This window comes from Acinetobacter sp. V116_7 (assembly GCF_056735735.1).
Window position 1 is genome coordinate 460,504 of the sequence record NZ_JBWZIF010000014.1, and the last position, 23,662, is coordinate 484,165.

Sequence of the window (23,662 nt, forward strand, 5' to 3'; positions counted from 1 at the left end):
TTATTATGCGGCATCATCTTTTTGTCGACGTCCAGTCAAATAGCTTTCCAAATTTTTTACTTGTTTTTCATCAAATGCCAAACCTAACTTAGTTCTACGCCACAATATATCTTCTGCCGTATTTGCCCATTCATTTTCACATAAATACTGAACTTCAGATTCAAATAAACCGTGACCAAAATCTTGCCCTAACTGCTCAAGAGCTTTTCGCTCATGCAAAATATCCCAAACCCTAGAGCCATAGGCATTTGCCCAGCGAGTAGCAAGCTGCTCGGTTATCCCTTCAACTTGGTTTTGAATCTTTATAACTAAATCTTCAAGTGTGGTCCAATTCTCCGCCCCAGGTAATACTTCATTTGCAGTCCACTCCTCTCCCATATCTGTAAAAAACGGGCCAAGTTGCTCCAGAGCCGATTCAGCTAATTTCCGATAAGTTGTAATCTTTCCACCAAATACCGACAGCAAGGGAGCTGTTTTATCTTCAACTTGCAATGCCAAAGTATAGTCACGTGTAACTGCAGACGGATTATCTGACTCATCATCACATAAAGCTCGAACTCCAGAAAACTGACTGACGATATCTGTACGGGTGAGCTGCTTTTTAAAATGTGAATTTGTGACTGTCAAAAGGTAATCTATTTCCACATCGGTAATCTCTACCTTTTGTGGATCATCTAAATATTCCTGATCTGTCGTACCTATTAATGTGTATTTTTCTAAATAAGGAATGGCAAACACTATGCGTCGGTCTTCATTTTGCATAATAAATGCTTTATGACAATCATAGAGTTTAGGCACAACAATATGACTACCTTGTATCAGCCGAATTTGATATGGCGATTTTAATTGTAGGTTTTCACTAATAATTTCTTCGGCCCAAGGACCTGCTGCATTCACTAAGGCTTTTGCTCGTATTTGATAAGACTCAGCCCCGCTTTGTAGTTCCAAATGCCACAGTTCTTGTTGTCTATAAGCCTTAACACATCTTGTCCGCGTTACAACTTTGGCACCCTTCTCTTTAGCTTGTAGCGCATTCAACACAACAAGACGTGCATCATCTACAGTACAGTCCGAATATTCAAAGCCACGCGTTATAGCGGGTTTTAGGGGACTATCTTCTTTGAAATAAATAAGATTTGACCCTAATAATTTTTCTCGTTTTCCTAAATGATCATAAAAAAATAGGCCTGCCCGAATTAACCACGCAGGACGCAAATGTGGCCGATGAGGCATAATAAAACGCATTGGTTTAATAATATGCGGAGCTTTAGCCAACAAGACTTCACGCTCTGCTAAAGCTTCTCTAACCAATCGAAATTCTTTATGTTCTAAGTAGCGTAAACCGCCGTGAATTAATTTACTGCTCGCAGATGAGGTGTGACTTGCTAAATCATCTTTTTCACATAAAAATACCGATAATCCCCGACCTGCCGCATCATTAGCAATACCGACGCCATTAATACCGCCACCAATCACGGCAATGTCATATATTTTTGAATAATCATTAGGCTGTACTGTCATTTCTCATTTTCTTTTTATTGTTGATCTTATAAAAATTAAAACATCAAATTGATGAAACAACAATCAAAAAAGTAGAATAATCAATTTTAAATAACCGAGTATTTACCGTTAATTGATTACCCTACTATTGAATTTAACCAGTTAAAGAACAGATCAATCCTCAGCCCAACTTTGACTACGCTTAACTGCCTTCAGCCAACCTTTATAAATAACTTCAGATTGCTCACAAGACATTTTTGGTTCAAATACTTTTTCTATCGCAGACTTATTTCTTAACTCATGAAGATCTTGCCAGAAACCCGTTGCCAATCCTGCAAGAAAAGCTGCCCCCAAAGCAGTAGTTTCTTTCATTATTGGGCGTTCTACTGGGGTTGATAAAATATCAGCTTGAAATTGCATCAAGAAATTATTTTCCGTTACCCCTCCATCGACTCTAAGTGTACGAAGCTCTTCTTCTGCATCTTGCTGCATCGCATCAAGTACATCTCTTGTCTGATAAGCAATTGACTCTAAAGTTGCACGAATAATATGTTCTATACCTGCTCCACGAGTGAGACCAAAGATTGCCCCACGCGCTGTCGGGTCCCAATAGGGAGCACCTAAACCTGTAAAAGCAGGTACAACATATACACCATTGCTGTCTTTTACACGTGTTGCATAAAGCTCAGAGTCTTTAGCATTCTTAATTACCTTTAACTCATCACGAAGCCACTGTACGCAAGAGCCTCCATTAAACACGGCGCCCTCTAAAGCATAATTCACTTCACCATTTGAACCACACGCAATCGTCGTCAGTAAACCATGCTCTGAACGAACAATCTTTTTACCTGTGTTCATGAGTAGAAAGCAGCCTGTGCCATAGGTATTTTTTGCTTGTCCAGGTTCTACACACATTTGCCCGAAAAGTGCAGCTTGTTGATCCCCTGCTATACCGGCAATCGGAATCCCCACTTCTTGCCCGCTAATGGTATGTGTGTATCCATAAACCTCAGATGAACTACGCACCTCTGGTAGCATTGCTCTAGGAATATCTAAAGCTTGTAAAAGTTTTCCATCCCACTCAAGCTTTTCAATATCAAAAAGCATGGTTCGTGAAGCATTCGTAAAATCAGTGACATGGACTGCGCCATTAGTTAATTTCCAGATTAGCCATGTGTCCACCGTACCAAATAATAACTCCCCTTGCTCAGCACGCTCACGGCTTCCTTCTACATGGTCCAAAATCCATTTTATTTTGGTAGCAGAAAAATAAGGATCAATAACTAAACCAGTTGTTTTACGAATATATTCTTGCCAACCGGCTTTATGCAATTGATTACATATTTCAGTTGTCTGTCGACTTTGCCAAACAATTGCATTGTGAATAGGTTTTCCTGTTTTCTTATCCCATACAATTGTGGTTTCCCGCTGGTTTGTAATTCCAATTGCCGCAACTTGTTCACTCTTGATGCCAGCTTGAGCTAGAGCTTCTACCCAAACAGCACTTTGTGTGGCCCAAATTTCCATAGGATCATGCTCAACCCAACCTGGCTGCGGATAAATCTGAGTAAATTCTTTTTGAGCAATACTTACAACGTTAGCATCATGATCTAAAACAATTGCTCTTGAGCTTGTTGTTCCCTGATCAAAAGCAACAATATATTTTTTCGGGCAATTTGACATCTGAATGTCCCTTTCATTATCCACACACATCTAGTCCACAATGCCAAGACATCATGCCTAACTGTATTTATTTAAAATTTTCTTTGGAATATATCATTATTTTTAAGAGATATAGGTTTTCTTGGCTTAAACATTACGCATTCTTTATCACTTTTTACTACTTGGAAAAAATAGTATGTCAAAGATTGGAGTAAGACTATAAAAATGAGCTGATCGGCTAATTTGAAATCACATGAATATTCAACTTATTCCTTTGCTTAAATAATAAACATTGTTTTACAGACATAAAAAAAATAAAGTGAAATACTCCTCTAGATAATATGTAAAAACGGAATAAAACTTCTCTTTTTTAGCATTCAACCCAAGCGAAACATGGAGCGACTCATGGTTGATCAACCTTCTACCGCAACAACTCCGCATTCTAATTTAGATACAAAAACCCGGCTAAAATCAATTTTGGGCGGTTCCGCGGGTAACCTTGTCGAATGGTACGACTGGTACGTATATGCCGCATTTACGCTCTATTTTGCTCATGCATTTTTCCCAAAAGGAAGTCAAACAGCTCAACTTCTTCAAGCGGCTGCAATTTTTGCTGTAGGTTTTTTAATGCGCCCAATTGGTGCATGGATTATGGGAATCTATTCAGACCGCAAAGGACGTAAAGCAGGTCTCACACTTTCCGTTACTTTGATGTGCGTAGGCTCACTTCTTATTGCTGTGACGCCAAGTTACGAAAGTATTGGTGTATTTGCACCTCTTTTATTAGTTGTCGCTCGTTTAATTCAAGGCTTAAGCGTAGGCGGTGAATATGGTGCTAGTGCCACTTACTTAAGTGAAATGGCCGAAAAAAATCGACGTGGTTTTTTCTCGAGCTTTCAATATGTCACCTTAATTGCAGGACAACTGACAGCTCTATGTGTTCTTTTAATATTACAACTGGTATTAACCGAACAACAGTTACATGATTGGGGATGGCGTATTCCATTCTTTATTGGTGCTTTACTTGCCATTGTTGTGTTCCGTATTCGTCGTGGTTTATTAGAAACACAATCCTTTAAAAATGCCCAAGCTGAAAAAGACCAACCACAATCGGGCATGTTTGCTTTATTCAAACACTACCCTAAAGAAGCTTTTACAGTATTATTTTTAACAGCTGGTGGAACTTTAGCTTTTTACACTTATACCACTTACCTACAAAAATATTTAGTAAATACGTCCGGATTTACAAAACCCGAGGCCACTCAAATTACCACGTTAGCACTATTTATTTTCATGTGCTTACAACCTGTAGCGGGTGCTTTGTCAGACCGAATCGGTCGAAAACCTCTTATGATTTTCTTCGGAATAACGGGTGTTTTATTCACATATATTTTATTTGATGCACTCGCAAATACGCATAACTACTGGACAGCTTTCTGGTTATGTTTTGGAGGTCTAGTGATGGTGACTGGCTACACTTCAATTAATGCTGTAGTCAAGGCCGAACTTTTCCCTGCTCATATTCGGGCTTTAGGGGTAGCTTTACCCTACGCGATTGCCAATACATTATTTGGCGGTACAGCAGAGTTCTTTGCTTTAAGTTTTAAAGAAGCTGGACATGAATCTTGGTACTTTATTTATGTGAGTATTATGATCTTCATTTCACTTATTATTTATATTTTTATGAAAGATACTAAGCATCATTCAAAAATTAAAGAACATTAATATTTTAACAAAAGAGCTAATATCGCCAGCCGATGTTAGCTTAAATCGTGCGATTAAGCCCCAACAATCGCTGTGTTTTATGAGATACTAGAGATAAGAATATAAGGATGATACTGATGAATAGAAGTATTTTATGTTTAGCATTAAGCAGTATGTTTGTTTTAACCGCTTGTCAAACCACCCCTCGACAATACAATGGTTCAACTGGCTACCAGATTGAAAACCAAACAAAAACTTCGGCAACTTTAGCTTACACATTGGCTAGCCGCAATAATCAGCAGTTAGATGAACGTAAATTGCAACGTGCTTGTCAAAATGTATTAGGCGCTCAAAAAGTTTATAAATTATCAGTTCTAAGCATTAATGAGATTTCAAACCCAGCTCAACAAGAACATTATGGCGTTCAATTGGGTGAAACTCGTGCCTCATTTGGTTTATCGAATACGCCAAGCTTAAACAATGGTGAAGATTATGCGACTCGCCAAGCACTTGAAGCACGTCCAAGTACGTTAAAAGTAGTTCGTTATACTTGCTCATAATATAAATAAGACGCTGTTCTTTTACAGCGTCTTATAAAAACTTACATTTCTAAATTCTTTAGCTTCATCAAGATCTGGCCATGTCGATGCACTTCTTTCATCAATTTTTTGATATTTTGGATGACTAAAGTTTTTAACACGGCTATCTGCGACCCAAACCTCTGGCGCAAATTTCAAGAATTCATCTAAAAAGAAACGGTTGCACTGGTCATACAACACATCAGCAGCCAATAAAACATCAACTTGCTCTGCTTTATATAAATCGTCTAGATATTCTAGCTCAACATCATTCAATAAAGCATTTTCACGGCAGGCAGCAAGACTAACTTGATCAATATCACAACAAATTACTCTTTTAGCACCAGCCATTTTAGCTGCAATTGCGACTACGCCCGAACCTGCGCCAAAATCTAGAACAACTTTATCTTTAACATGATGTGGCTCTGTAAGTAACCACTGCGCCATTGCTAAACCAGATGCCCAGCAAAAAATCCAATATGGCGTATCATTCCAGATTCGGCGAATAACTTCATCATCTAAGCGATCGGTTGGGAAAACGGGTGGAATCAACCACAAGGAAACAGGTGTTTCTGGTAACTGTTGTACCATCAACTCACAATGAGGAATGACTTCATGCAAGGCTTGAAGTAAATGTTCAGGGGCTTTGGCAAATTGAAAGGTGCAGCTCATAAATAAGCTCAACAATTTATAATTACTATTTGATTAACCACATTGTGAGCAAGACTAAAACAGTAGCTTAAAGCATGATAGTGGCTAGTTACTAAAAATACGTTAGTTCAATTCCACTGCTTTAATTAGTGCAACCGTTTTGGTCTTGCGTAGCATTCGCTACTCATCCCGAAAGAAAAGTAACATACGAGCTCCTAACATTTGCGTTAAATGGTAGGACGCCGTCGTGAATAAATTAAATTAACCTAAAGCTTTTTCAGCAGCTTCTACAGTTTGACGAATCAAAGTTGTGATTGTCATTGGACCAACACCACCTGGTACTGGCGTGTAAGCAGAAGCAATTTCTTCAATACCTTGTAGCTGGATGTCACCTACACCGCCGCCATCACGTGGATGGAAACCAGCATCAACAACTACTGCACCTTGTTTAATCCAGTCTTTTTGGATGAGTTCAGCTTTACCTACAGCACCAACAATAATGTCAGCTTGTTTCACGAGTTCAGGTAAGTTTTGTGTGCGTGAATGGCAAATCGTTACTGTTGCATTCGCTTGCAATAGCATCATTGCCATTGGTTTACCTAAAATTGCTGAACGACCAACCACAACCGCATGTTTACCAGCAATTTCGATATTGTTTTCTTTTAAAATGGTCATAATGCCCGCAGGAGTTGCTGAACCATATGCAGCTTCGCCCATAGCCATACGGCCAAAACCAAGACAAGTTACGCCATCAACATCTTTAGCTAATGAGATTGCATCAAAACATGCGCGCTCATCAATTTGTGCAGGAACTGGATGTTGTAGAAGAATACCGTGAACATCTGGATTAGCATTTAGCTTTTCGATTTCAGCTAATAATTGTTCTGTTGTAGTTTCTTGTGATAACTCAATTTTTAAAGAATCCATGCCTACTCGACGGCAAGCATTTCCTTTCATGCGTACATAAGTTGCAGATGCGCCATCATCCCCAACCAAAATAGTCGCTAAAATTGGGGTACGACCTGTTTTAGCTTTTAAAGCTTCAACACGTACTGACAAATTTTCTTCAATTTGCTTTGCTAATGCACGACCGTCTAAAACCAATGCCACAGCACATCTCCAAGGTAGACATGAATTTAATGTGCCAATAATACATGATTATTTGGACAAATTTATTCTAGATGTTGCTTTTATGTTCATCTTATCTCAAAACAGTATTGTTTTTTTTCTAAAGGTTGCTAATATGTGCATCACCAAATGTAGGCGGGGTGGCAGAGTGGTCATGCAGCGGACTGCAACTCCGTGGACGCCGGTTCGATTCCGACCTCCGCCTCCAAATTTGGTAAAGCCCGGGTGGTGAAATAGGTAGACACAGGGGATTTAAAATCCCCCGCCCACAAAGCGTGCCGGTTCGAGTCCGGCCCCGGGCACCACTTTCTAGTATAGAAATTGGTGCAATAAAAAATCCAGCGTAAGCTGGTTTTTTTATGCCTAAGAAAAAGGATACTTATTAGCATCCCTTTCCCATCCATATATTTAAGCAGTTTTTTGCTTATCTTGTTCAGGCGTTAAATTCGCATCTAACACTAATTGATAGTGTCGACTTGAATCTACTTTATATTCTGCATTTTTAATTGAATCTACAAAAATCCAATCCGATTGCACTTGCGTATCATCGAGTGTAACGACCAAATAACCGCGTTGATTTAAATTACAATACGTCAATTCATCGATAAGTGTAGTAAAGGCAAATTCAAACTTTTGCAACTGATCCAAAGGAATACTTAAATATTTTTCAAGACCCGGCGAAGAAACCGAGCTTGTCGCCAGTTCAACACCGACATACTTCCCTTTTTGGCTATACAAGTAAGATGTCCATGCATTATGGGTATCGCCGGCCAAAACAATAATTTTCTTATTAAACTCTGCCAATTTATCATACACAAACTCCCGCTCAGCATAGTACCCATCCCAAGCATCGAGATTATATGGAACTAAAGTTGTGACCCGCGCTTTTTCTTGAACAGTTAAAGTTGGATCACCCTGCTCTAATCGCAATTTCAATGTGACTAATTCCGTAATTTGCGCATTCATTTTAGCTAACGCATCTGGCGAAGTTCCACCTGAAGTAATCTGCCCCAGAGAGACCAACAACTCAGCAGGAATCCACATTTTACTCATTAAGACTTGCTGACCAATCACATTCCATGTTGATGTCGATTGCTTTAATTTACCAACCAACCAATCTCTTTGTGTATGCCCCATTAAAGTACGCTTTGAATCTGTTAAATCAGCCTGAAATTTTTGAGCATCTAAACCAGAAGCTGTCATATAGTCCTTATATTCAAGCTGTTTATCTCGCGCAATAATGCGTGTATCTAGCATTGTTAGTTGTACAAGTGACCCAAAATTAAACTGACGATAAATATTTAGATGATCTGTGTTAGAAACAGGGCGAATTGGCATCCATTCAAAATAAGCCTGTAGAGCAGCTAACTTACGATCAGAAAAAGATCCTTCATTATCTTGATGGTTTTCCGCACCATCACGCCAAGTATCATTTGCTAACTCATGGTCATCCCAAATTACAATGAAAGGATGACGTTGATGAACTGCCTGCAAGTCTTTATCCTGACGATATAGCGCATAACGTTTGCGATAATCATCTAATTTAATAATTTCTTTATTATTATCAGATGGCAAAGTACGACCCAATTTTTCTGCATCTTCTGTCGCATATCCATCAGAGCCATATTCATAAATGTAATCTCCCAAATGGATGACTACATCCACACTCTGTTTTGCTATTTCACGATAAACGTAGAAGTAACCCGCAGGATAGTTAGAACAAGAACATACCGCAAAGCTGACCTTATTGGTAATTACAGGCAAAGTTTTAGTTTGACCAACAGGTGAAGTTTTATTACCAAAATGGAAACGGTAATAATGAATGGTATCCGCCTGTAGACCTGTTGCATCTACTTTCACGGTGAAATCATCCGTCTTAGTCGTTTGAACCACACCAGTCTTTAAATTCAGCTTAAACTGGTCATCGGTAGCAATTTCCCAAGTGACCTTAAGGCGCGCACTAAGATCTACCGGTGTTAAACGCGTCCATAAAATTACTTTATCCTGCAAAGGGTCGCCGCTCGCAACTCCATGTAAAAAATCTGCTTGTGCCTCCGAACTTTCTTCATCGGAACCATCATTACAACCCGAAAAAGCTACAGGCAAAGATAGCGCCCCAAAACCGAACAGACTTTTTTGAATTAATTCTCGGCGTGAAATTTTCTCTGACATAAAATTACCTAAGTTTTAAGCAATGAGTGTCTTAAAGTTAAGTAGATAAGATGAACAACTGATCTCAGTTTAATGAACAAATCATGACATAAATTGGTTAATTTATATAAATACTAACAAGAACTGATTGAAAATAAAGCAAACTATCTGATTTTCTCTTGCCAATCGCGTACTTGTCCTCTATTATTGCGCACATGCCCGGGTGGTGAAATAGGTAGACACAGGGGATTTAAAATCCCCCGCCCACAAAGCGTGCCGGTTCGAGTCCGGCCCCGGGCACCATTTTCAAATATTGAATTTGGTGCTACAAAGAATCCAGCGTAAGCTGGTTTTTTTATGCCTAATTAAAATGAATTGTATGATAAGAATATTATTACTTTTATTTAGCATTCTTCTCTTAACAAAGATTCATGCTACAGATCTTTTTTCTAGCACTGTTTATTTCAGAGATAACCATTAGTATTTTTCAGGTTGCTCTATCACCAAACATGACTATTTAATTAAAGCATCCAAACAGATAATAGATAAATTCAAAGCATTAGAACAAAAAAAGAAACTTATTAGGTCACTTTATTAGCAGATGCCGACTCTCAAAAGATAGTGTTTTAATTTTAAAGATTAAGGAAATAAATGAAATTCATTTAAAAGCATCTTGTCATTTATTAGATGCATTTGAAGGTATTGTGAATCGAGAGTAATCACCACTCTCGATTCATCACTAGCTCTTCCATTTCAAGGTCTAGATATCCTGCATCCTGTGCCACCATCATCATTGCTTCAGCAATATAGTCAGCAGCACTATCATCCAAGGAAGAATCTAGATCTTCGAACTGAGGTTTCATTTCATTGATTTCAATTACAGTTTGATGAGCATATCGATAAATATCCTGATCAGCTAAAGCAGGCTTCTGAACTTTTTTGGCAAATTGTTCAATTAACTGCTTGAGTTCAGCGACTAAAATATCTGGATAATACTCGTCATCAAACATTGGGAGAAGTAAGTCTTCGAACATACAAAAGTTTACACAGCAGCAGAAACCTGCCGCTTATAACATATTTTCAAAACAATAACGACAATTTTCCCTGACTCAATCATCTAACCCATGAAATTAATCAATCATAGTCTGATTATAAAAGCCTATTTTTTAAGCTTGTTTCATCGCTTTCCAAACAAGAATTGCATCATGCATAGCTTTTACATCATGTGCTCGAACAATTGACGCTCCTTGCTGAATGCTAAGCAAATGCCCCGTAACGCTTCCCACTGCGCGCTCATCTGCAGCTACGCCGTGTAAAGCTTCACCAATAAAACGTTTACGAGAAAGGCCAGATAAAATTGGATAACCCATTTCACTAAGCTTCCAGAATTCATTTAACAGTCTTAAATTTTGCTGCGCATTTTTTGCAAAACCAAATCCAGGATCAATAATAATATTCTGTTTTTTTACACCTGCAGTTAAAGCCTCTTCAACGCGCTGCTGAAGCTCTTGCATTACATCCAATGTCACATTCGTATATTGATCTAGCTGATTCATTGTGGTGGGCTCACCACGCATATGCATAATCACCACAGGGATATCCAACTCTACTGCCGTTTTTAAAGCATTTGGTCGAGTAAGCGCACGTACATCATTCCAAATATGAGCACCCGCTTCTTTTGCTGCACGGATAACATCTGGCTGACTCGTATCAATTGATAGAATCACATCATGTTTAGCTAAAGCTGCAACTACAGGTACAACTCTTCTAATTTCTTCTTCTACACTTACCTCAGATGCCCCCGGACGGGTAGATTCCCCACCAATATCAATAATGGTAGCGCCCTGCTCTATCATGATTAGCGCATGAGCAATAGCTTGATCTGCTTGATTATGTTTTCCACCATCACTAAAAGAATCTGGCGTGACATTTAAAATACCCATAACATGAGGCTGTGATAAATCCAACTGAAGCTGCCCACATTGTAGAATTTGCTGAGGTAAAGGCATTAACTGCATGACAAGCTCCAATTTAATATTCGGCAACATTTTAACAAGACTCTGATCAATATACTGCTGATTTCTTTTCGGCTTTGTCTGAAATACATGCATAAAAAAAGAGCCACATGACTGTGGCTCTTTTGCTTAACTCATTTAGTTCATTGCTGGTAATGGTGGTGGTGTAGATGGACCATCTTTTGGTGGTTCAAATGCAGCCACTGGATTTTCAGCAACATAGACTTTAGGTGGTTGTGGCTCACGACCTTCCATAATGTCACGAATTTGATCACGATCAATAGTTTCCCATTCCATCAAAGCTTTTACCATTGCATGTGCAATATCTTTGTTACCTTCTAAGATATTACGTGCAACTTTATATTGCTCATCAAGAATACGACGTACTTCTTCATCAACTAACTGTTGAGTTGCTTCAGAAATCGTACGGCTTCCTACATTTCCAAAGAAACCATTCTGGTTTTCATCTTCGTAAACCATTACGCCCATTTTGTCAGACATACCGTACTTAGTAACCATTGCACGCGCCATTTTAGTAGCTCGCTCAAAGTCGTTTGAAGCACCAGTAGATTGCTGTTGGATAAACACTTCCTCAGCAATACGACCACCAAACAAAATTGCAATTTCATTTAGCATCTTGTCTTTATAATGGCTAATCTGGTCTTGTTCAGGTAACTGCCAAGTTACACCCAAAGCCCAACCACGTGGCATGATCGTTACTTTATGGACAGGATCTGTACCAGGCAAGATCTCTGCAACAATTGCATGACCTGCTTCATGATAAGCAGTTGCACGACGCTCTTCTTCACGTAGAACCATCGACTTACGCTCTGGACCCATGTAGATTTTGTCTTTTGCATCTTCAAAGTCATGCATGTCGACCGTATTTTTATTACGGCGTGCAGCAAATAATGCAGCTTCGTTAACAAGGTTAGCCAACTGTGCACCAGAGAAACCTGGCGTACCACGTGCTAACACTTTCATATCTACGCCTGTAACTGAAGGTAATTTTTTCAAATGTACATTCAGAATTTGCTCACGACCACGAATATCCGGTAAACCAACCATTACTTGACGGTCAAAACGACCTGGACGTAATAATGCTTTATCAAGCACATCAACACGGTTAGTTGCAGCAATAACGATTACGCCTTCATTACCTTCAAAACCATCCATTTCCACAAGCATCTGGTTTAAGGTTTGTTCACGCTCATCATGACCACCACCTGTACCCGAACCACGGTGACGACCAACCGCATCAATCTCATCGATAAAGATGATACATGGCGCGTGACGCTTCGCTTGCTCAAACATATCACGGACACGGGACGCACCCACACCTACGAACATTTCTACAAAGTCAGAACCTGAAATGCTGAAGAAAGGAACCTTCGCTTCACCAGCAATTGCTTTAGCTAATAATGTTTTACCAGTACCCGGAGGACCAACCATAAGTACGCCACGAGGAATAGTCGCGCCCAAACGTTTGAATTTTGCAGGGTCTTTTAAGAAATCAACAATTTCAACAACTTCTTGTTTTGCTTCATCACAGCCGGCGACGTCAGAAAAATTGACTTTGATCTGGTCTTCAGAAAGCATTTTTGCCTTCGATTTACCAAAACTCATCGGTCCATTCTTTCCGCCTGCACCACCACCCATGTTACGCATAAAGAACATGAATAACAAAATGATTAACAGTACAGGGAAACTAGCAATGAGAAGTTGCATCAAAATGCCTTGACGTTGTGGAGCTGTTCCCTCAACAACAACATTTTGTTTATTTAAGCTTGGCATAAGCTCAGTGTCTTCAACTTGCGGACGAACAGTTTCAAACTGTGATCCGTTAGTTTTTTCACCATTAATATTTAAACCGTCAATTGTGACTTGCTTAATTTGGCCACTATTCACCGCTGCAACGAAATCTGAATATTTCATCGCAGTAGGCTTGTTGCGGTCACTGATATTACTGAAAATTAAAATCAGAACACCAAGTATTATTAGCCACAATACGGCATTCTTGAAGTAATCGCTCAAAGCTTTATTCCCATATCGATCTAATTTGATCATGCCCAATCTTGGCCGATCGTCATAAAAGCAGCAACTGTATTGCTTGCGGATAACCTAAAAGTACAAAATGCACAATTTTTAGGAGCTTGGCAAGTAAACTTTATTGCAATGCTTTCTTACGCCCTTGTCCAACCAAAAAAACTTCTTTAGATCGTGCACGAGAAGCTGCTGGTTTTACTGTTTTTAACACATCAAAACTATCAACTACTTGTTTACGAAACTCATCAAATCCTGCACCTTGGAACACTTTAACCACAAGTTGTCCATTAGGACCAAGAACCTTTTGAGCAAAATCTAAAGCCAGTTCACATAAGTAAATCTGTCTAGGTTGATCAACAGCCCTATTACCAGATGTATTGGGGGCCATATCAGAAATTACAATGTCTACTTGTCGCCCATTTAAAATATTTAACAATTTTTCAAATACATCTTCTTCTCTAAAGTCGCCTTGTAAGAAAGTGACATCAGGCAAAGCATCCATAGGCAAAATATCGGAAGCAATCACTAAACCTTTGCTACCAACAAGTTTCCCAGCGATTTGAGACCAACTACCAGGAGCCGCGCCTAAATCTACTACCGTCATGCCTGGCTTGATCAGCTTATATTTTTCTTGAATTTCAAGAAGTTTATAGGCCGCTCGAGCACGATACCCTTCCTTTTGAGCTTTTTTAACAAAAGGATCGTCTAGATGTTCTCTCATCCACGCACGACTACTTTTCGACAATTTCTGGTTTGTAATGCGTGTTGCCATAACTCACTAAATATCAAAAAAACTTCTGATCGTTCATTGTACGTGAAAATTACTCTCATTACAGTACGGATGTAGCGTAATCTCACTAAGTTTTACAGTTTTTTTCCAATAATGTTGATCGATTATTTATACAGTTTTTCGTACATCTGGATTTAAGTTTTTTGCTATACTAAGCCGTTTTTAAAATCAGGTATTTTTAATGGCCGCTTTATCTATCCATGAACGTAAACGTTTACGTCAAATTGGTCATGTGCTTAATCCAGTTGTCATGATTGGTGGACAAGGCTTAACAGACGCGGTAATCGAAGAAACGCTTCGTGCTTTAAACGACCATGAGCTTATTAAAGTTAAGATTGCTGGTGAAGACCGTGAAGCACGTACTGCAACAATTGAAGCAATTGTAGAAGCAACTGGTGCAGAAGCTGTGCAAAAAATTGGTAAAATTGTTTTGCTTTACAAAAAAGCAGCTAAACAAAACCAGCATTTGTCTAATCTTGTTCGTCACGCTCACTTAGCAAACTAATTTAATTTGACAAACTATGGCAAGTTACGAACTTTCAGCTTTTGATCGTTTTCATGCTGTTTCCGTTGTTGGCGCAATTGAACAGCAAGCACCCTATACTTTAAATATCGGTTTTTGGATTCGTGATCCAAATCAACTTATTATCTGGCCTCAAGAAGTCGCGGCTCATCCTCGTCAAGATTTTTTGTGGGAAGAAACTTGTTTCGAAATTTTTGTTGGCGTGCATGATGAAGATTATTATCGGGAGATTAATCTTTCCCCTTCTCAAGCATGGCAATCATATCAGTTTGAAGAATATCGCTATCCAGAAAGTATACCTCCCCTTGCTGCTTACGATATTGAACTGAATCATCTCAAGCGTACTCACTATGGCTTAAATGTTAGTCTCGATTTAGGGCAATTTATGCAACAGCATCGCTTGAAATGGGCAAACCTTTATTTAGGTTTAACTACAGTTTTAAAAACCAAAGAAGGTATGCAGTACTATGCAATGCAGCATAGTGGAAAAAGTGCAGATTTCCATAATAAACGTGACTGGTTACATCAGTTCTAAAAATAAAAAAGCGAGAAATTAATTCTCGCTTTTTTATAGCTGGACCAAAGCAGAGATCATTAATTGTCTCGTGCTTTATTCCAAGCTTCGACTGCATTATTTTTAGTACGTTTAATACTTTCACTTAGAGAATCTTTGTGTTTCAAAGAAATCTGGCTAATATCACCTTTAAGCTCTTTGCTCACTTTTGTTAAATCTTCAATAAGCGCATTAATTTCTGCTTTCAAAGCATTTTTAAGATCAGATAAGCCTTCTTGCGAAGTACTAAACTGAGCCTTAATCACATCAAGACGTTGTAAAATATCTTGTTTAATTTGGACAAATTGATTTTGAATATTTTTATTTAACTCGTGAGTTTCAGTTTCAATTTTCTCTTGAGCCTCGCTTAAAACTTCTTGGACTTGTTCTTGAGTTTCAGCAATCGCCTCTTTTACCTGAGCTTTAGCTTCAGTAGCAACTTCTTTAACTTGCTCAGTTTTTTCAGCAACAGTTTCTTTTACCTGTGCAGTTTTAGCGGTTACTGTTTTTTTAGCCTTAGTTGTAGTTGCAGCTATCGTTTCTTTCACTTCATTGACCTCAGCTTTGACTGATTCAACTACTGCTTGAGTTTTTTCACTCACTTCTTTTGAAACTTCATTATTGCTCATACTATTTCCTCATATTGTTTATTTTTTAACTAGCAATACAATAAATCCAGTTCAAAGAATTCTCCTTGCAAATTGTTAGACAATTTATCAAAAGTATCTGATTCAGATGAGTGGATAATTTTTTTATAAAAAGCAAGCAATGAATTATATTTTTTAGCAGAAAAGAAATAGACTTTTAGGGGTTCCATGCGTATAATGCGCTGTTAAGTTACAAGCGGGCAGACCGATAGGGAGGGCATGTTTTATCCAAACATTGCCGATCTTTTTTGGGTCTACTCGCTTTTTTACAGCCGAAATTCAGGAGCTTTGGTTTGAGCATCCCCGCCATTTTAGCCCTCGCAGATGGAACGATCTTTAAAGGAACGTCAATCGGCGCAACGGGAAGTACGACTGGAGAAGTCGTTTTTAACACAGCCATGACTGGCTATCAAGAAATTTTGACTGACCCAAGTTATGCACAACAAATTGTGACATTAACTTACCCTCATATTGGTAACACAGGTTGTAACGCGGAAGACGTTGAATCTGGTCGTATCCATAAAGTATGGGCGAATGGTTTAATTATTCGTGACCTTCCTCTACTACACAGTAACTTCCGTGCTGAGCAATCGCTGAGCGAATATCTGCAAGAACACAATGTTGTTGCAATCGCAGATATTGATACGCGTAAATTAACACGTATTTTACGTCAGACTGGTGCACAAAACGGATGCATCCTTGCTGGTGAAAATATTACTGAAGAAGAAGCAATTGCAAAAGCTCGTGCTTTTGGTGGCTTAAATGGCTTAGACCTTGCAAAAGAATGTTGTGATCCAACTGGTTTTGAATGGTCTGAAGGTTCATGGACTCTAGGTCAGGGCTTCTCTCAACCTGAATTAAAATATCATGTAGTTGCATACGATTACGGTGTCAAAACCAACATCTTACGTATGCTTGCAGACCGCGGTTGCAAATTAACCGTTGTACCTGCAGAAACTCCGGCTGAAAAAGTATTGGCACTTAATCCGGATGGCGTATTCCTTTCAAATGGTCCTGGCGATCCAGCTGCTTGTGATTACGCAATCGAAGCTGTAAAAACTATTGTTGAAACCACAACATTACCTGTATTTGGTATTTGCTTAGGCCACCAAATCTTGGCACTCGCTTCTGGTGCAAAAACTGTAAAAATGAACCATGGTCACCACGGTGCTAACCATCCTGTACAAAATCTTGAAGATGGTACAGTGATGATTACTTCACAGAACCATGGTTTTGCTGTAGATGCAGAAACTTTACCGGCTAACTTAAAAGCAACGCATAAATCATTGTTCGATGGCACCTTACAAGGTATTCACCGCACAGACAAACCAGCTTTCAGCTTCCAAGGTCACCCTGAAGCAAGTCCTGGTCCACATGATTGTGCACCTTTGTTCGATCATTTCATCGAACTTATCGAAGCATCTAAACAGTAATTACGGAGCGAATAATGCCTAAACGTACGGATATTAAAAGCATCTTAATTATTGGTGCTGGCCCGATTGTGATTGGACAGGCATGTGAGTTTGACTACTCAGGTGCTCAAGCATGTAAAGCTCTTCGTGAAGAAGGCTACCGTGTTATTTTGGTTAACTCTAACCCAGCTACCATCATGACAGATCCTTCAATGGCTGATGCAACTTATATTGAGCCGATCACTTGGCAAACAGTTGCACAGATTATTGAAAAAGAACGTCCAGATGCAGTATTACCAACTATGGGTGGTCAAACTGCATTGAACTGTGCCCTCGCACTTGATGAGCATGGTGTTCTTGAAAAATATAATGTTGAATTAATTGGCGCAAGCAAAGAAGCGATTGAGAAAGCCGAAGATCGTAAACTCTTCGATATCGCTATGCGTAAAATTGGATTGGAATGTCCAAAAGCTGCCATTGCTGAAACAATGGAAGAAGCTTTAGCAATCCAGTCACGCTTTGGTTTCCCAGTAATTATCCGTCCATCATTTACAATGGGTGGTTCGGGCGGTGGTATTGCATATAACCGCGAAGAATTCCTTGAAATTTGTGAACGTGGTTTTGACCTCTCTCCTACTCACCAGTTATTGATTGATGAATCTTTAATTGGCTGGAAAGAATACGAAATGGAAGTTGTTCGTGATAAAAACGACAACTGTATTATCGTATGTGCGATCGAAAACTTTGACCCAATGGGCGTTCACACGGGTGACTCAATTACCGTTGCTCCTGCTCAGACATTAACAGACAAAGAATATCAATTGATGCGTAATGCTTCGGTTGCAGTTCTTCGTGAAATTGGTGTTGAAACAGGTGGTTCTAACGTTCAGTTCGGTATTAACCCGAAAGATGGACGTATGGTTGTCATTGAGATGAACCCACGTGTATCTCGTTCATCTGCTCTTGCTTCTAAAGCAACAGGTTTCCCAATCGCAAAAATCGCAGCAAAACTTGCTGTTGGTTATACCCTTGATGAATTGAAAAATGACATCACTGGTGGCGTGACTCCTGCAAGCTTCGAACCATCGATTGACTATGTTGTAACGAAGATTCCTCGCTTTAACTTCGAGAAATTCCCGCAAGCAGAACCAGTTCTTACCACTCAGATGAAATCTGTTGGTGAAGTCATGGCAATTGGCCGTAACTTCCAGGAATCTGTACAAAAAGCATTACGTGGTCTTGAAGTTGGTGTAAGCGGTTTCGATGAAAAAATCGAAGCTGGCGCAACAAATGCAAAAGAAACCATTTTAAAAGAGCTTAAAGTTCCAGGCCCTGAGCGTATCTGGTATGTAGCAGATGCTTTCCGTCATGGTTTCTCTTTAGATGAAGTGTTTGAAGCAACCAAAATTGATCGTTGGTTCCTCATTCAAATTCAAGACATCGTTAAAACTGAAGCTGAAGTAAAAGCTTTAGGTTTTGGTGACTTAAACGCTGACAATATCCGTGCTTTCAAACGCAAAGGTTTATCTGATCTTCGTATTGCACACCTCATGGGTATTTCACAAAAGCAATTCCGTAAACAACGTTGGAACTTGGGTGTTTATCCAGTTTACAAACGTGTTGATACATGCGCTGCCGAGTTTGAATCTGGTACTGCATACATGTATTCAACTTACGATGAAGAATGTGAAGCAAATCCATCAAATCGTGACAAGATCATGGTGATTGGTGGTGGTCCAAACCGTATTGGTCAAGGTATCGAATTTGACTACTGCTGTGTACACGCTGCATTAGCTATGCGTGAAGATGGTTATGAAACAATCATGGTTAACTGTAACCCTGAAACTGTTTCTACTGACTACGACACATCAGATCGTTTGTACTTCGAACCTGTAACACTTGAAGATGTACTTGAAATCGTACGTACTGAGAAGCCAAAAGGCGTGATCGTACAGTACGGTGGTCAAACACCTCTTAAATTGGCACGTGCTTTAGAAGAAGCTGGTACACCAATTATTGGTACATCACCAGATGCAATTGACCGTGCAGAAGACCGTGAACGTTTCCAGCAAATGATCCAACGTTTACAGCTTCGTCAACCAAACAACAGCATTGTAAAATCTGCTGAAGAAGGTATCTCTGAAGCTGCGAAAGTAGGTTATCCGTTAGTTGTTCGTCCATCTTATGTATTAGGTGGTCGTGCAATGGAAATCGTATACAACGAAGAAGAACTTAAACGTTACCTTCGTGAAGCAGTTCAGGCATCTAACGAAGCCCCTGTTCTTCTTGACCGTTTCCTAGATGATGCAACTGAAGTTGATGTTGACTGTGTATCTGACGGTAAAGACGTTGTGATCGGCGGTATCATGCAGCACATCGAACAAGCAGGTATTCACTCAGGTGACTCTGCATGTTCAATTCCTCCTTATTCTTTATCTAAAGAAATTCAGGATGAAATGCGTCGTCAAACTGTTGCGATGGCAAAAGAACTTGGTGTGGTTGGTTTGATGAACGTTCAGTTCGCAGTTAAAGGCGATGATGTTTACGTTCTTGAAGTTAACCCACGTGCTTCACGTACAGTTCCATTCGTATCGAAATGTATTGGTGATTCTTTAGCAAAAGTAGCTGCACGTTGTATGGCTGGTCAATCTCTTGAATCTCAAGGGTTTACTAAAGAAATCATTCCAACGCACTTTGCTGTGAAAGAAGCTGTTTTCCCATTCGCTAAATTCCAAGGCGTAGACCCAATGCTTGGACCTGAGATGAAATCTACAGGTGAAGTAATGGGCGTTGGTAAAACATTTGGTGAAGCATTCTATAAAGCTGTTTTAGGCTCAAATGATCGCTTACCAGGTTTACCGACTGAAGGCGAAGTAAAACATGCTTTCTTATCTGTACGTGAATCTGACAAGAAATATATTGCAGATATCGCTAAGAAATTAGCTGCATATGGCTTCAAGCTTATTGCAACAGGTGGTACATACCTAGTACTTAAAGAAGCAGGTTTAGAATGCGAATCTGTGAATAAAGTGACTGAAGGTCGTCCACATATTGTTGACCGCTTGAAAAATGGTGAAATACACCTTATTGTCAATACCACTGAAGGTAAACAAGCTCAATATGATTCTGCAATGATTCGTCGTGCTGCCCTACAAGGCAAAGTGTATTACACAACGACTATCAATGGTGCAGAAGCTGTTTGCCAAGCTTTTGATGTGAAATTGCCAATGGATGTATACCGCTTGCAAGATTTAACTGTAGGTTAATTTGTTACCGATAAGTCCCGTCACCTTATCGGTGGCGGGATTTTTTCATTTTTTTTAACTGTGTTTTCTCAAATTAAGAGGGACCAAAATGCAACGCTATCCAATGACCCCTGAAGGTAAAATTGCCTTAGAGAAAGAATTACAACATTTAAAATCTGTTGAACGTCCACGTATTATTCAAGCTATTGCAGAAGCACGTGAACATGGCGACTTAAAGGAAAATGCTGAATATCATGCTGCACGTGAACAGCAAGGTTTCTGTGAAGGTCGTATTCAGGATATCGAAGGTAAATTAGGCGCTGCTCAAGAAATTGATGTTAAAACACTTGAGCAAAATGGCCGTGTTGTTTTTGGTGTAACAGTAACAATTGAAAATCTTGATACTGAAGAACGTAAAACTTATAAAATTGTTGGCGATGACGAAGCAGATTTTAAAATTAATAAAATCTCGGTGAACTCACCAATCGCACGTGGTCTTTTGAGTAAGAGTGAAGGCGATGAAGTAAAAATCGTGACTCCTCAAGGCGAAGTCGAATATGAAATCGTAAGTGTAGAATATCTCTAAGATAATGCACAACTAGCCCCTCTTTATGAGGGGTTTTTATTCAATATCATTGATATATTTTTGGGAAATCACACATGGATAACTCTTTAATTAACACACCAGTTCGTCATTGGTGTGAGTTTGAATTTATCCATAAAACTGTTAAAAACCCGAATATCCATATTAAAGGTAATTACTCATATTATTCAGCCTATTGGGATCAAGGTTTTGAACGTTGTGTCGTGCGTTACTTACATGATAAAGCCTCGACACCAGACAAACCAATTGACCAACTTTATATTGGTAATTTTGTTTGCTTTGGTGCTGAATGCGTCATTATGATGGGTGGCAACCAACTTCATAGACCAGACTGGATTTCGACTTTCCCTTTTGATACCCGTAGTTTTTTAGCAGCTGGTAATACTGTAATTGGCGATGGATGCTGGATTGGTAGTCGTGCAATGATTATGCAAGGGGTCACACTTGGTGAAGGTGCTGTCGTTGCAACTGGAGCTGTGGTCACTAAAGATGTTCCCCCCTATGCAATTGTAGGTGGCGTACCTGCAAAAATTATTAAATATCGTTTTCCACAAGAACAAATCGATAAACTGCTTGCTTTAAAACTCTATGATTTGGATGAGAAGCAAATTTTGAAAATACGCGAATATTTACAAACTGAAGATATAGATGCTTTATCTATACATATGGAAAATTTGCGGAATCTATAAAAATATATCTACAAAAATTTGTTGGTATAAACTCACAAATGATTACGTGCTTGAATTTAAATCGTCAAAAAATAAGTATAAAGTATTGAATAAATAAGCATCATTACAATAAGGAAAACACTCATGTTATATCAACATATTCTTGTACCAATTGACGGTTCTGAAACTTCTTTAATTGCCATGAAAGAGGCAATCAAACTGGGAAAAGCGTTAAATAGCAAAATTACGGTTGTGCAAGTTATGGCTCTTGATCCATTTATTGCTGACGCCTATGTAAAAACTGGTCAAACGAATGATTTGATTGAACGGACAAGAACCTATTTACTCGATATTTTAAAACACGCAAAACAAGAATTTGCCGATGAAGGCATTACTGTCGAAACCAAACTACTTGAAGGTTTTGTTGTACATGAAGAGATTATTCAGGCAGCTCAAGACTTAAATGCAGATCTGATTGTTATGGGTTCTCATGGCCGTACAGGGGTCCGAAAACTTGTACTGGGTAGTGTTGCACAAAAAGTCTTAGGCGAAAGTCATATTCCTGTTTTAATTGTTCGATAATTTCAATATTGCCTATTTTGTTAATTCTAATAATTTAGGCAATGATTTAAAAAAAGCCTTTTCAGGATCTTTAAGGCTGCCAAGCAAATTGCTTTAAGTTTACTTTACCGTTTAACAAATAGACTCCTTCAGCTTCTAGCTTTAACTGCTGAACATTTTCACCTTTGTCATTAAATTTACTTAGGCTAATTTTGCCTTGAGAATTAATAACCCGATACCAAGGGACTTGATGATCTGCTTCAAGATGTTTCAAAACATAGCCAACTAATCTCGCATGTTTAGGTAACCCTGCCATACGAGCTACTTGCCCATAAGTTGCGACTTTTCCGTAAGGAATCAAAGCAATGACTTCTAAAATCTGCCGATGTAGTTCATACTGAGTTGTCAAAATGGACTCCATAAAAATTGACATAATTCATATCATATAAAAATTTTTGACTAAAACTAAATGCAATCCAAGGTGGGCTTGAGGGAAATCTGCATGAAAAAAATATTATTGGTGGTTACTGGGACTTTACTGTGCGCTTCTTGTACTACTCGCCCTCCTATTCCTTCAGGAGAAGTACCTAAAGTATCAATAGATGGCCGCCCTATCGTTCCTGTCACATTCGTTTTTACCACTAATTCTCCAGAAGCTACGAAGTTTGATAATTACCAACAGATGCGTAAAGAAATCAAAATATTAAATAAATATTATGTAGATGATAAAAATAATAAGATTTTTAAATTCAAATTACACCGTTATATCCCTTACGAAGAGTTTTCAAAATTACATTGCGATTTAAAGCAGCAGATCAATCAACCCTACCCGATCTCTACTGAAACTATTCCTGCCAGTGTAAACACCTGCTTTCCTAAAAGAACTGCCAGCAAGGAAGTCATCGTTTTTATTTATGATGCCTATTCTACTAAATGGAAATTTGAAGATGTAACAAGTAGAGCATTTCGTAATAATGGTAAACCTTTTGTTTTATTAGATTGGAACCGACTCAATTATAATATTCAGGCTGGTAGCGTACATGAAATGGGGCATGTGTTCGGACTAAAACATGTCTGCGCGCCGAATGCTACAAAACGTACACCAACCAACATCATGGCGAGTGCCGAATGTAAACGTGGCAGCGGTGGACTTAGAAATTTAGGTTTTACACCGGTCCAACTTCAAACAATTTTAGAAAATTACCAACGTTATCCATAAAGATT

Annotated in this window: 22 protein-coding genes and 3 tRNA genes; 13 read left to right on the plus strand and 12 right to left on the minus strand. The window is 39.0% G+C overall.

Annotated features, from left to right (window positions below):
• Positions 1-3: 3 nt before the first annotated feature.
• A complete protein-coding gene (gene glpD / locus AC1PJP_RS06700; RefSeq protein WP_151768409.1) occupies positions 4-1,521 on the minus strand; it encodes a glycerol-3-phosphate dehydrogenase in 1,518 nt (505 codons plus the stop codon).
• A gap of 153 nt (positions 1,522-1,674) precedes the next feature.
• Entirely contained in the window at positions 1,675-3,183 is a 1,509-nt protein-coding gene (gene glpK / locus AC1PJP_RS06705) for a glycerol kinase GlpK (protein WP_479766710.1), read from the minus strand.
• Positions 3,184-3,555: 372 nt separating this feature from the next.
• Between glpK and AC1PJP_RS06710 the strand changes: the two genes are divergently transcribed.
• Both AC1PJP_RS06710 and AC1PJP_RS06715 read left to right on the plus strand, forming a co-directional pair.
• Positions 3,556-4,887, plus strand: coding sequence for an MFS transporter (locus AC1PJP_RS06710; RefSeq protein WP_192837182.1), 1,332 nt, complete (start codon positions 3,556-3,558; stop codon positions 4,885-4,887).
• 116 nt (positions 4,888-5,003) lie between these two features.
• Complete coding sequence (locus AC1PJP_RS06715; RefSeq protein WP_479766711.1) at positions 5,004-5,426, plus strand: hypothetical protein; 423 nt, start codon at positions 5,004-5,006, stop codon at positions 5,424-5,426.
• Positions 5,427-5,447: 21 nt separating this feature from the next.
• Here AC1PJP_RS06715 and AC1PJP_RS06720 read toward each other — a convergent pair whose 3' ends face one another.
• Positions 5,448-6,116, minus strand: coding sequence for a class I SAM-dependent methyltransferase (locus tag AC1PJP_RS06720; protein WP_416715844.1), 669 nt, complete (start codon positions 6,114-6,116; stop codon positions 5,448-5,450).
• A gap of 240 nt (positions 6,117-6,356) precedes the next feature.
• Complete coding sequence (folD, locus tag AC1PJP_RS06725; RefSeq protein ID WP_003650084.1) at positions 6,357-7,205, minus strand: bifunctional methylenetetrahydrofolate dehydrogenase/methenyltetrahydrofolate cyclohydrolase FolD; 849 nt, start codon at positions 7,203-7,205, stop codon at positions 6,357-6,359.
• Positions 7,206-7,357: 152 nt separating this feature from the next.
• Here folD and AC1PJP_RS06730 point away from each other — a divergent pair.
• Both AC1PJP_RS06730 and AC1PJP_RS06735 read left to right on the plus strand, forming a co-directional pair.
• A tRNA-Cys gene (locus AC1PJP_RS06730) sits at positions 7,358-7,431 on the plus strand.
• An 11-nt stretch (positions 7,432-7,442) separates the two neighbouring features.
• Positions 7,443-7,528 (plus strand) — tRNA-Leu (locus AC1PJP_RS06735).
• A gap of 103 nt (positions 7,529-7,631) precedes the next feature.
• Here the strand turns inward: AC1PJP_RS06735 and AC1PJP_RS06740 are convergent.
• A complete protein-coding gene (locus AC1PJP_RS06740; protein WP_479766712.1) occupies positions 7,632-9,395 on the minus strand; it encodes an alkaline phosphatase D family protein in 1,764 nt (587 codons plus the stop codon).
• 196 nt (positions 9,396-9,591) lie between these two features.
• Between AC1PJP_RS06740 and AC1PJP_RS06745 the strand changes: the two genes are divergently transcribed.
• Positions 9,592-9,677: transfer RNA gene (locus AC1PJP_RS06745), tRNA-Leu, on the plus strand.
• Between the two features lie 416 nt (positions 9,678-10,093).
• Here AC1PJP_RS06745 and AC1PJP_RS06750 read toward each other — a convergent pair.
• The 4 genes from AC1PJP_RS06750 to rlmE all read right to left on the minus strand — a co-directional run bounded on the left by AC1PJP_RS06750 (position 10,094) and on the right by rlmE (position 14,207).
• Positions 10,094-10,408 (minus strand): DUF5713 family protein, encoded by a 315-nt coding sequence (locus tag AC1PJP_RS06750; protein WP_005307931.1) that lies wholly within the window; start codon positions 10,406-10,408, stop codon positions 10,094-10,096.
• Positions 10,409-10,540: 132 nt separating this feature from the next.
• Positions 10,541-11,392 carry a dihydropteroate synthase gene (gene folP, locus AC1PJP_RS06755; RefSeq protein WP_479766713.1) on the minus strand — a complete coding sequence of 284 codons (852 nt, stop codon included), beginning with the start codon at positions 11,390-11,392 and terminating at the stop codon, positions 10,541-10,543.
• 135 nt (positions 11,393-11,527) lie between these two features.
• Positions 11,528-13,423 (minus strand): ATP-dependent zinc metalloprotease FtsH, encoded by a 1,896-nt coding sequence (gene ftsH / locus AC1PJP_RS06760; protein ID WP_034591375.1) that lies wholly within the window; start codon positions 13,421-13,423, stop codon positions 11,528-11,530.
• A 133-nt stretch (positions 13,424-13,556) separates the two neighbouring features.
• Positions 13,557-14,207 (minus strand): 23S rRNA (uridine(2552)-2'-O)-methyltransferase RlmE, encoded by a 651-nt coding sequence (gene rlmE / locus AC1PJP_RS06765; RefSeq protein WP_004790464.1) that lies wholly within the window; start codon positions 14,205-14,207, stop codon positions 13,557-13,559.
• A gap of 199 nt (positions 14,208-14,406) precedes the next feature.
• Here rlmE and yhbY point away from each other — a divergent pair, with 199 nt between their 5' ends.
• Positions 14,407-14,730, plus strand: coding sequence for a ribosome assembly RNA-binding protein YhbY (gene yhbY / locus AC1PJP_RS06770; RefSeq protein ID WP_004790462.1), 324 nt, complete (start codon positions 14,407-14,409; stop codon positions 14,728-14,730).
• 16 nt (positions 14,731-14,746) lie between these two features.
• Entirely contained in the window at positions 14,747-15,283 is a 537-nt protein-coding gene (locus tag AC1PJP_RS06775) for a DOMON-like domain-containing protein (protein WP_004790459.1), read from the plus strand.
• A gap of 59 nt (positions 15,284-15,342) precedes the next feature.
• Here AC1PJP_RS06775 and AC1PJP_RS06780 read toward each other — a convergent pair whose 3' ends face one another.
• Both AC1PJP_RS06780 and AC1PJP_RS06785 read right to left on the minus strand, forming a co-directional pair.
• The gene (locus tag AC1PJP_RS06780; protein WP_192455084.1) at positions 15,343-15,930 is read right to left on the minus strand and encodes a hypothetical protein; all 588 of its coding nucleotides are present in this window, start codon (positions 15,928-15,930) and stop codon (positions 15,343-15,345) included.
• A gap of 29 nt (positions 15,931-15,959) precedes the next feature.
• Positions 15,960-16,118 (minus strand): hypothetical protein, encoded by a 159-nt coding sequence (locus tag AC1PJP_RS06785; protein ID WP_081399114.1) that lies wholly within the window; start codon positions 16,116-16,118, stop codon positions 15,960-15,962.
• A 123-nt stretch (positions 16,119-16,241) separates the two neighbouring features.
• Here AC1PJP_RS06785 and carA point away from each other — a divergent pair, with 123 nt between their 5' ends.
• The 5 genes from carA to AC1PJP_RS06810 all read left to right on the plus strand — a co-directional run bounded on the left by carA (position 16,242) and on the right by AC1PJP_RS06810 (position 22,459).
• A complete protein-coding gene (gene carA, locus AC1PJP_RS06790; protein ID WP_005307938.1) occupies positions 16,242-17,381 on the plus strand; it encodes a glutamine-hydrolyzing carbamoyl-phosphate synthase small subunit in 1,140 nt (379 codons plus the stop codon).
• A 14-nt stretch (positions 17,382-17,395) separates the two neighbouring features.
• Positions 17,396-20,626 carry a carbamoyl-phosphate synthase large subunit gene (gene carB, locus AC1PJP_RS06795; protein WP_192455085.1) on the plus strand — a complete coding sequence of 1,077 codons (3,231 nt, stop codon included), beginning with the start codon at positions 17,396-17,398 and terminating at the stop codon, positions 20,624-20,626.
• An 88-nt stretch (positions 20,627-20,714) separates the two neighbouring features.
• The gene (greA, locus tag AC1PJP_RS06800; protein WP_005307940.1) at positions 20,715-21,191 is read left to right on the plus strand and encodes a transcription elongation factor GreA; all 477 of its coding nucleotides are present in this window, start codon (positions 20,715-20,717) and stop codon (positions 21,189-21,191) included.
• Between the two features lie 74 nt (positions 21,192-21,265).
• Positions 21,266-21,898, plus strand: a complete 633-nt coding sequence (locus tag AC1PJP_RS06805) for a CatB-related O-acetyltransferase (protein WP_447499853.1) — start codon at positions 21,266-21,268, stop codon at positions 21,896-21,898.
• 123 nt (positions 21,899-22,021) lie between these two features.
• Complete coding sequence (locus tag AC1PJP_RS06810) at positions 22,022-22,459, plus strand: universal stress protein (RefSeq protein ID WP_192455087.1); 438 nt, start codon at positions 22,022-22,024, stop codon at positions 22,457-22,459.
• 70 nt (positions 22,460-22,529) lie between these two features.
• Here the strand turns inward: AC1PJP_RS06810 and AC1PJP_RS06815 are convergent, their stop codons facing one another.
• A complete protein-coding gene (locus tag AC1PJP_RS06815) occupies positions 22,530-22,859 on the minus strand; it encodes an MGMT family protein (RefSeq protein WP_081309557.1) in 330 nt (109 codons plus the stop codon).
• Positions 22,860-22,940: 81 nt separating this feature from the next.
• On the opposite strand from AC1PJP_RS06815, the gene AC1PJP_RS06820 reads away from it, so the two are divergent.
• The gene (locus AC1PJP_RS06820; RefSeq protein ID WP_479766714.1) at positions 22,941-23,657 is read left to right on the plus strand and encodes a zinc metalloprotease; all 717 of its coding nucleotides are present in this window, start codon (positions 22,941-22,943) and stop codon (positions 23,655-23,657) included.
• The last annotated feature ends 5 nt before the right edge of the window (positions 23,658-23,662 follow it).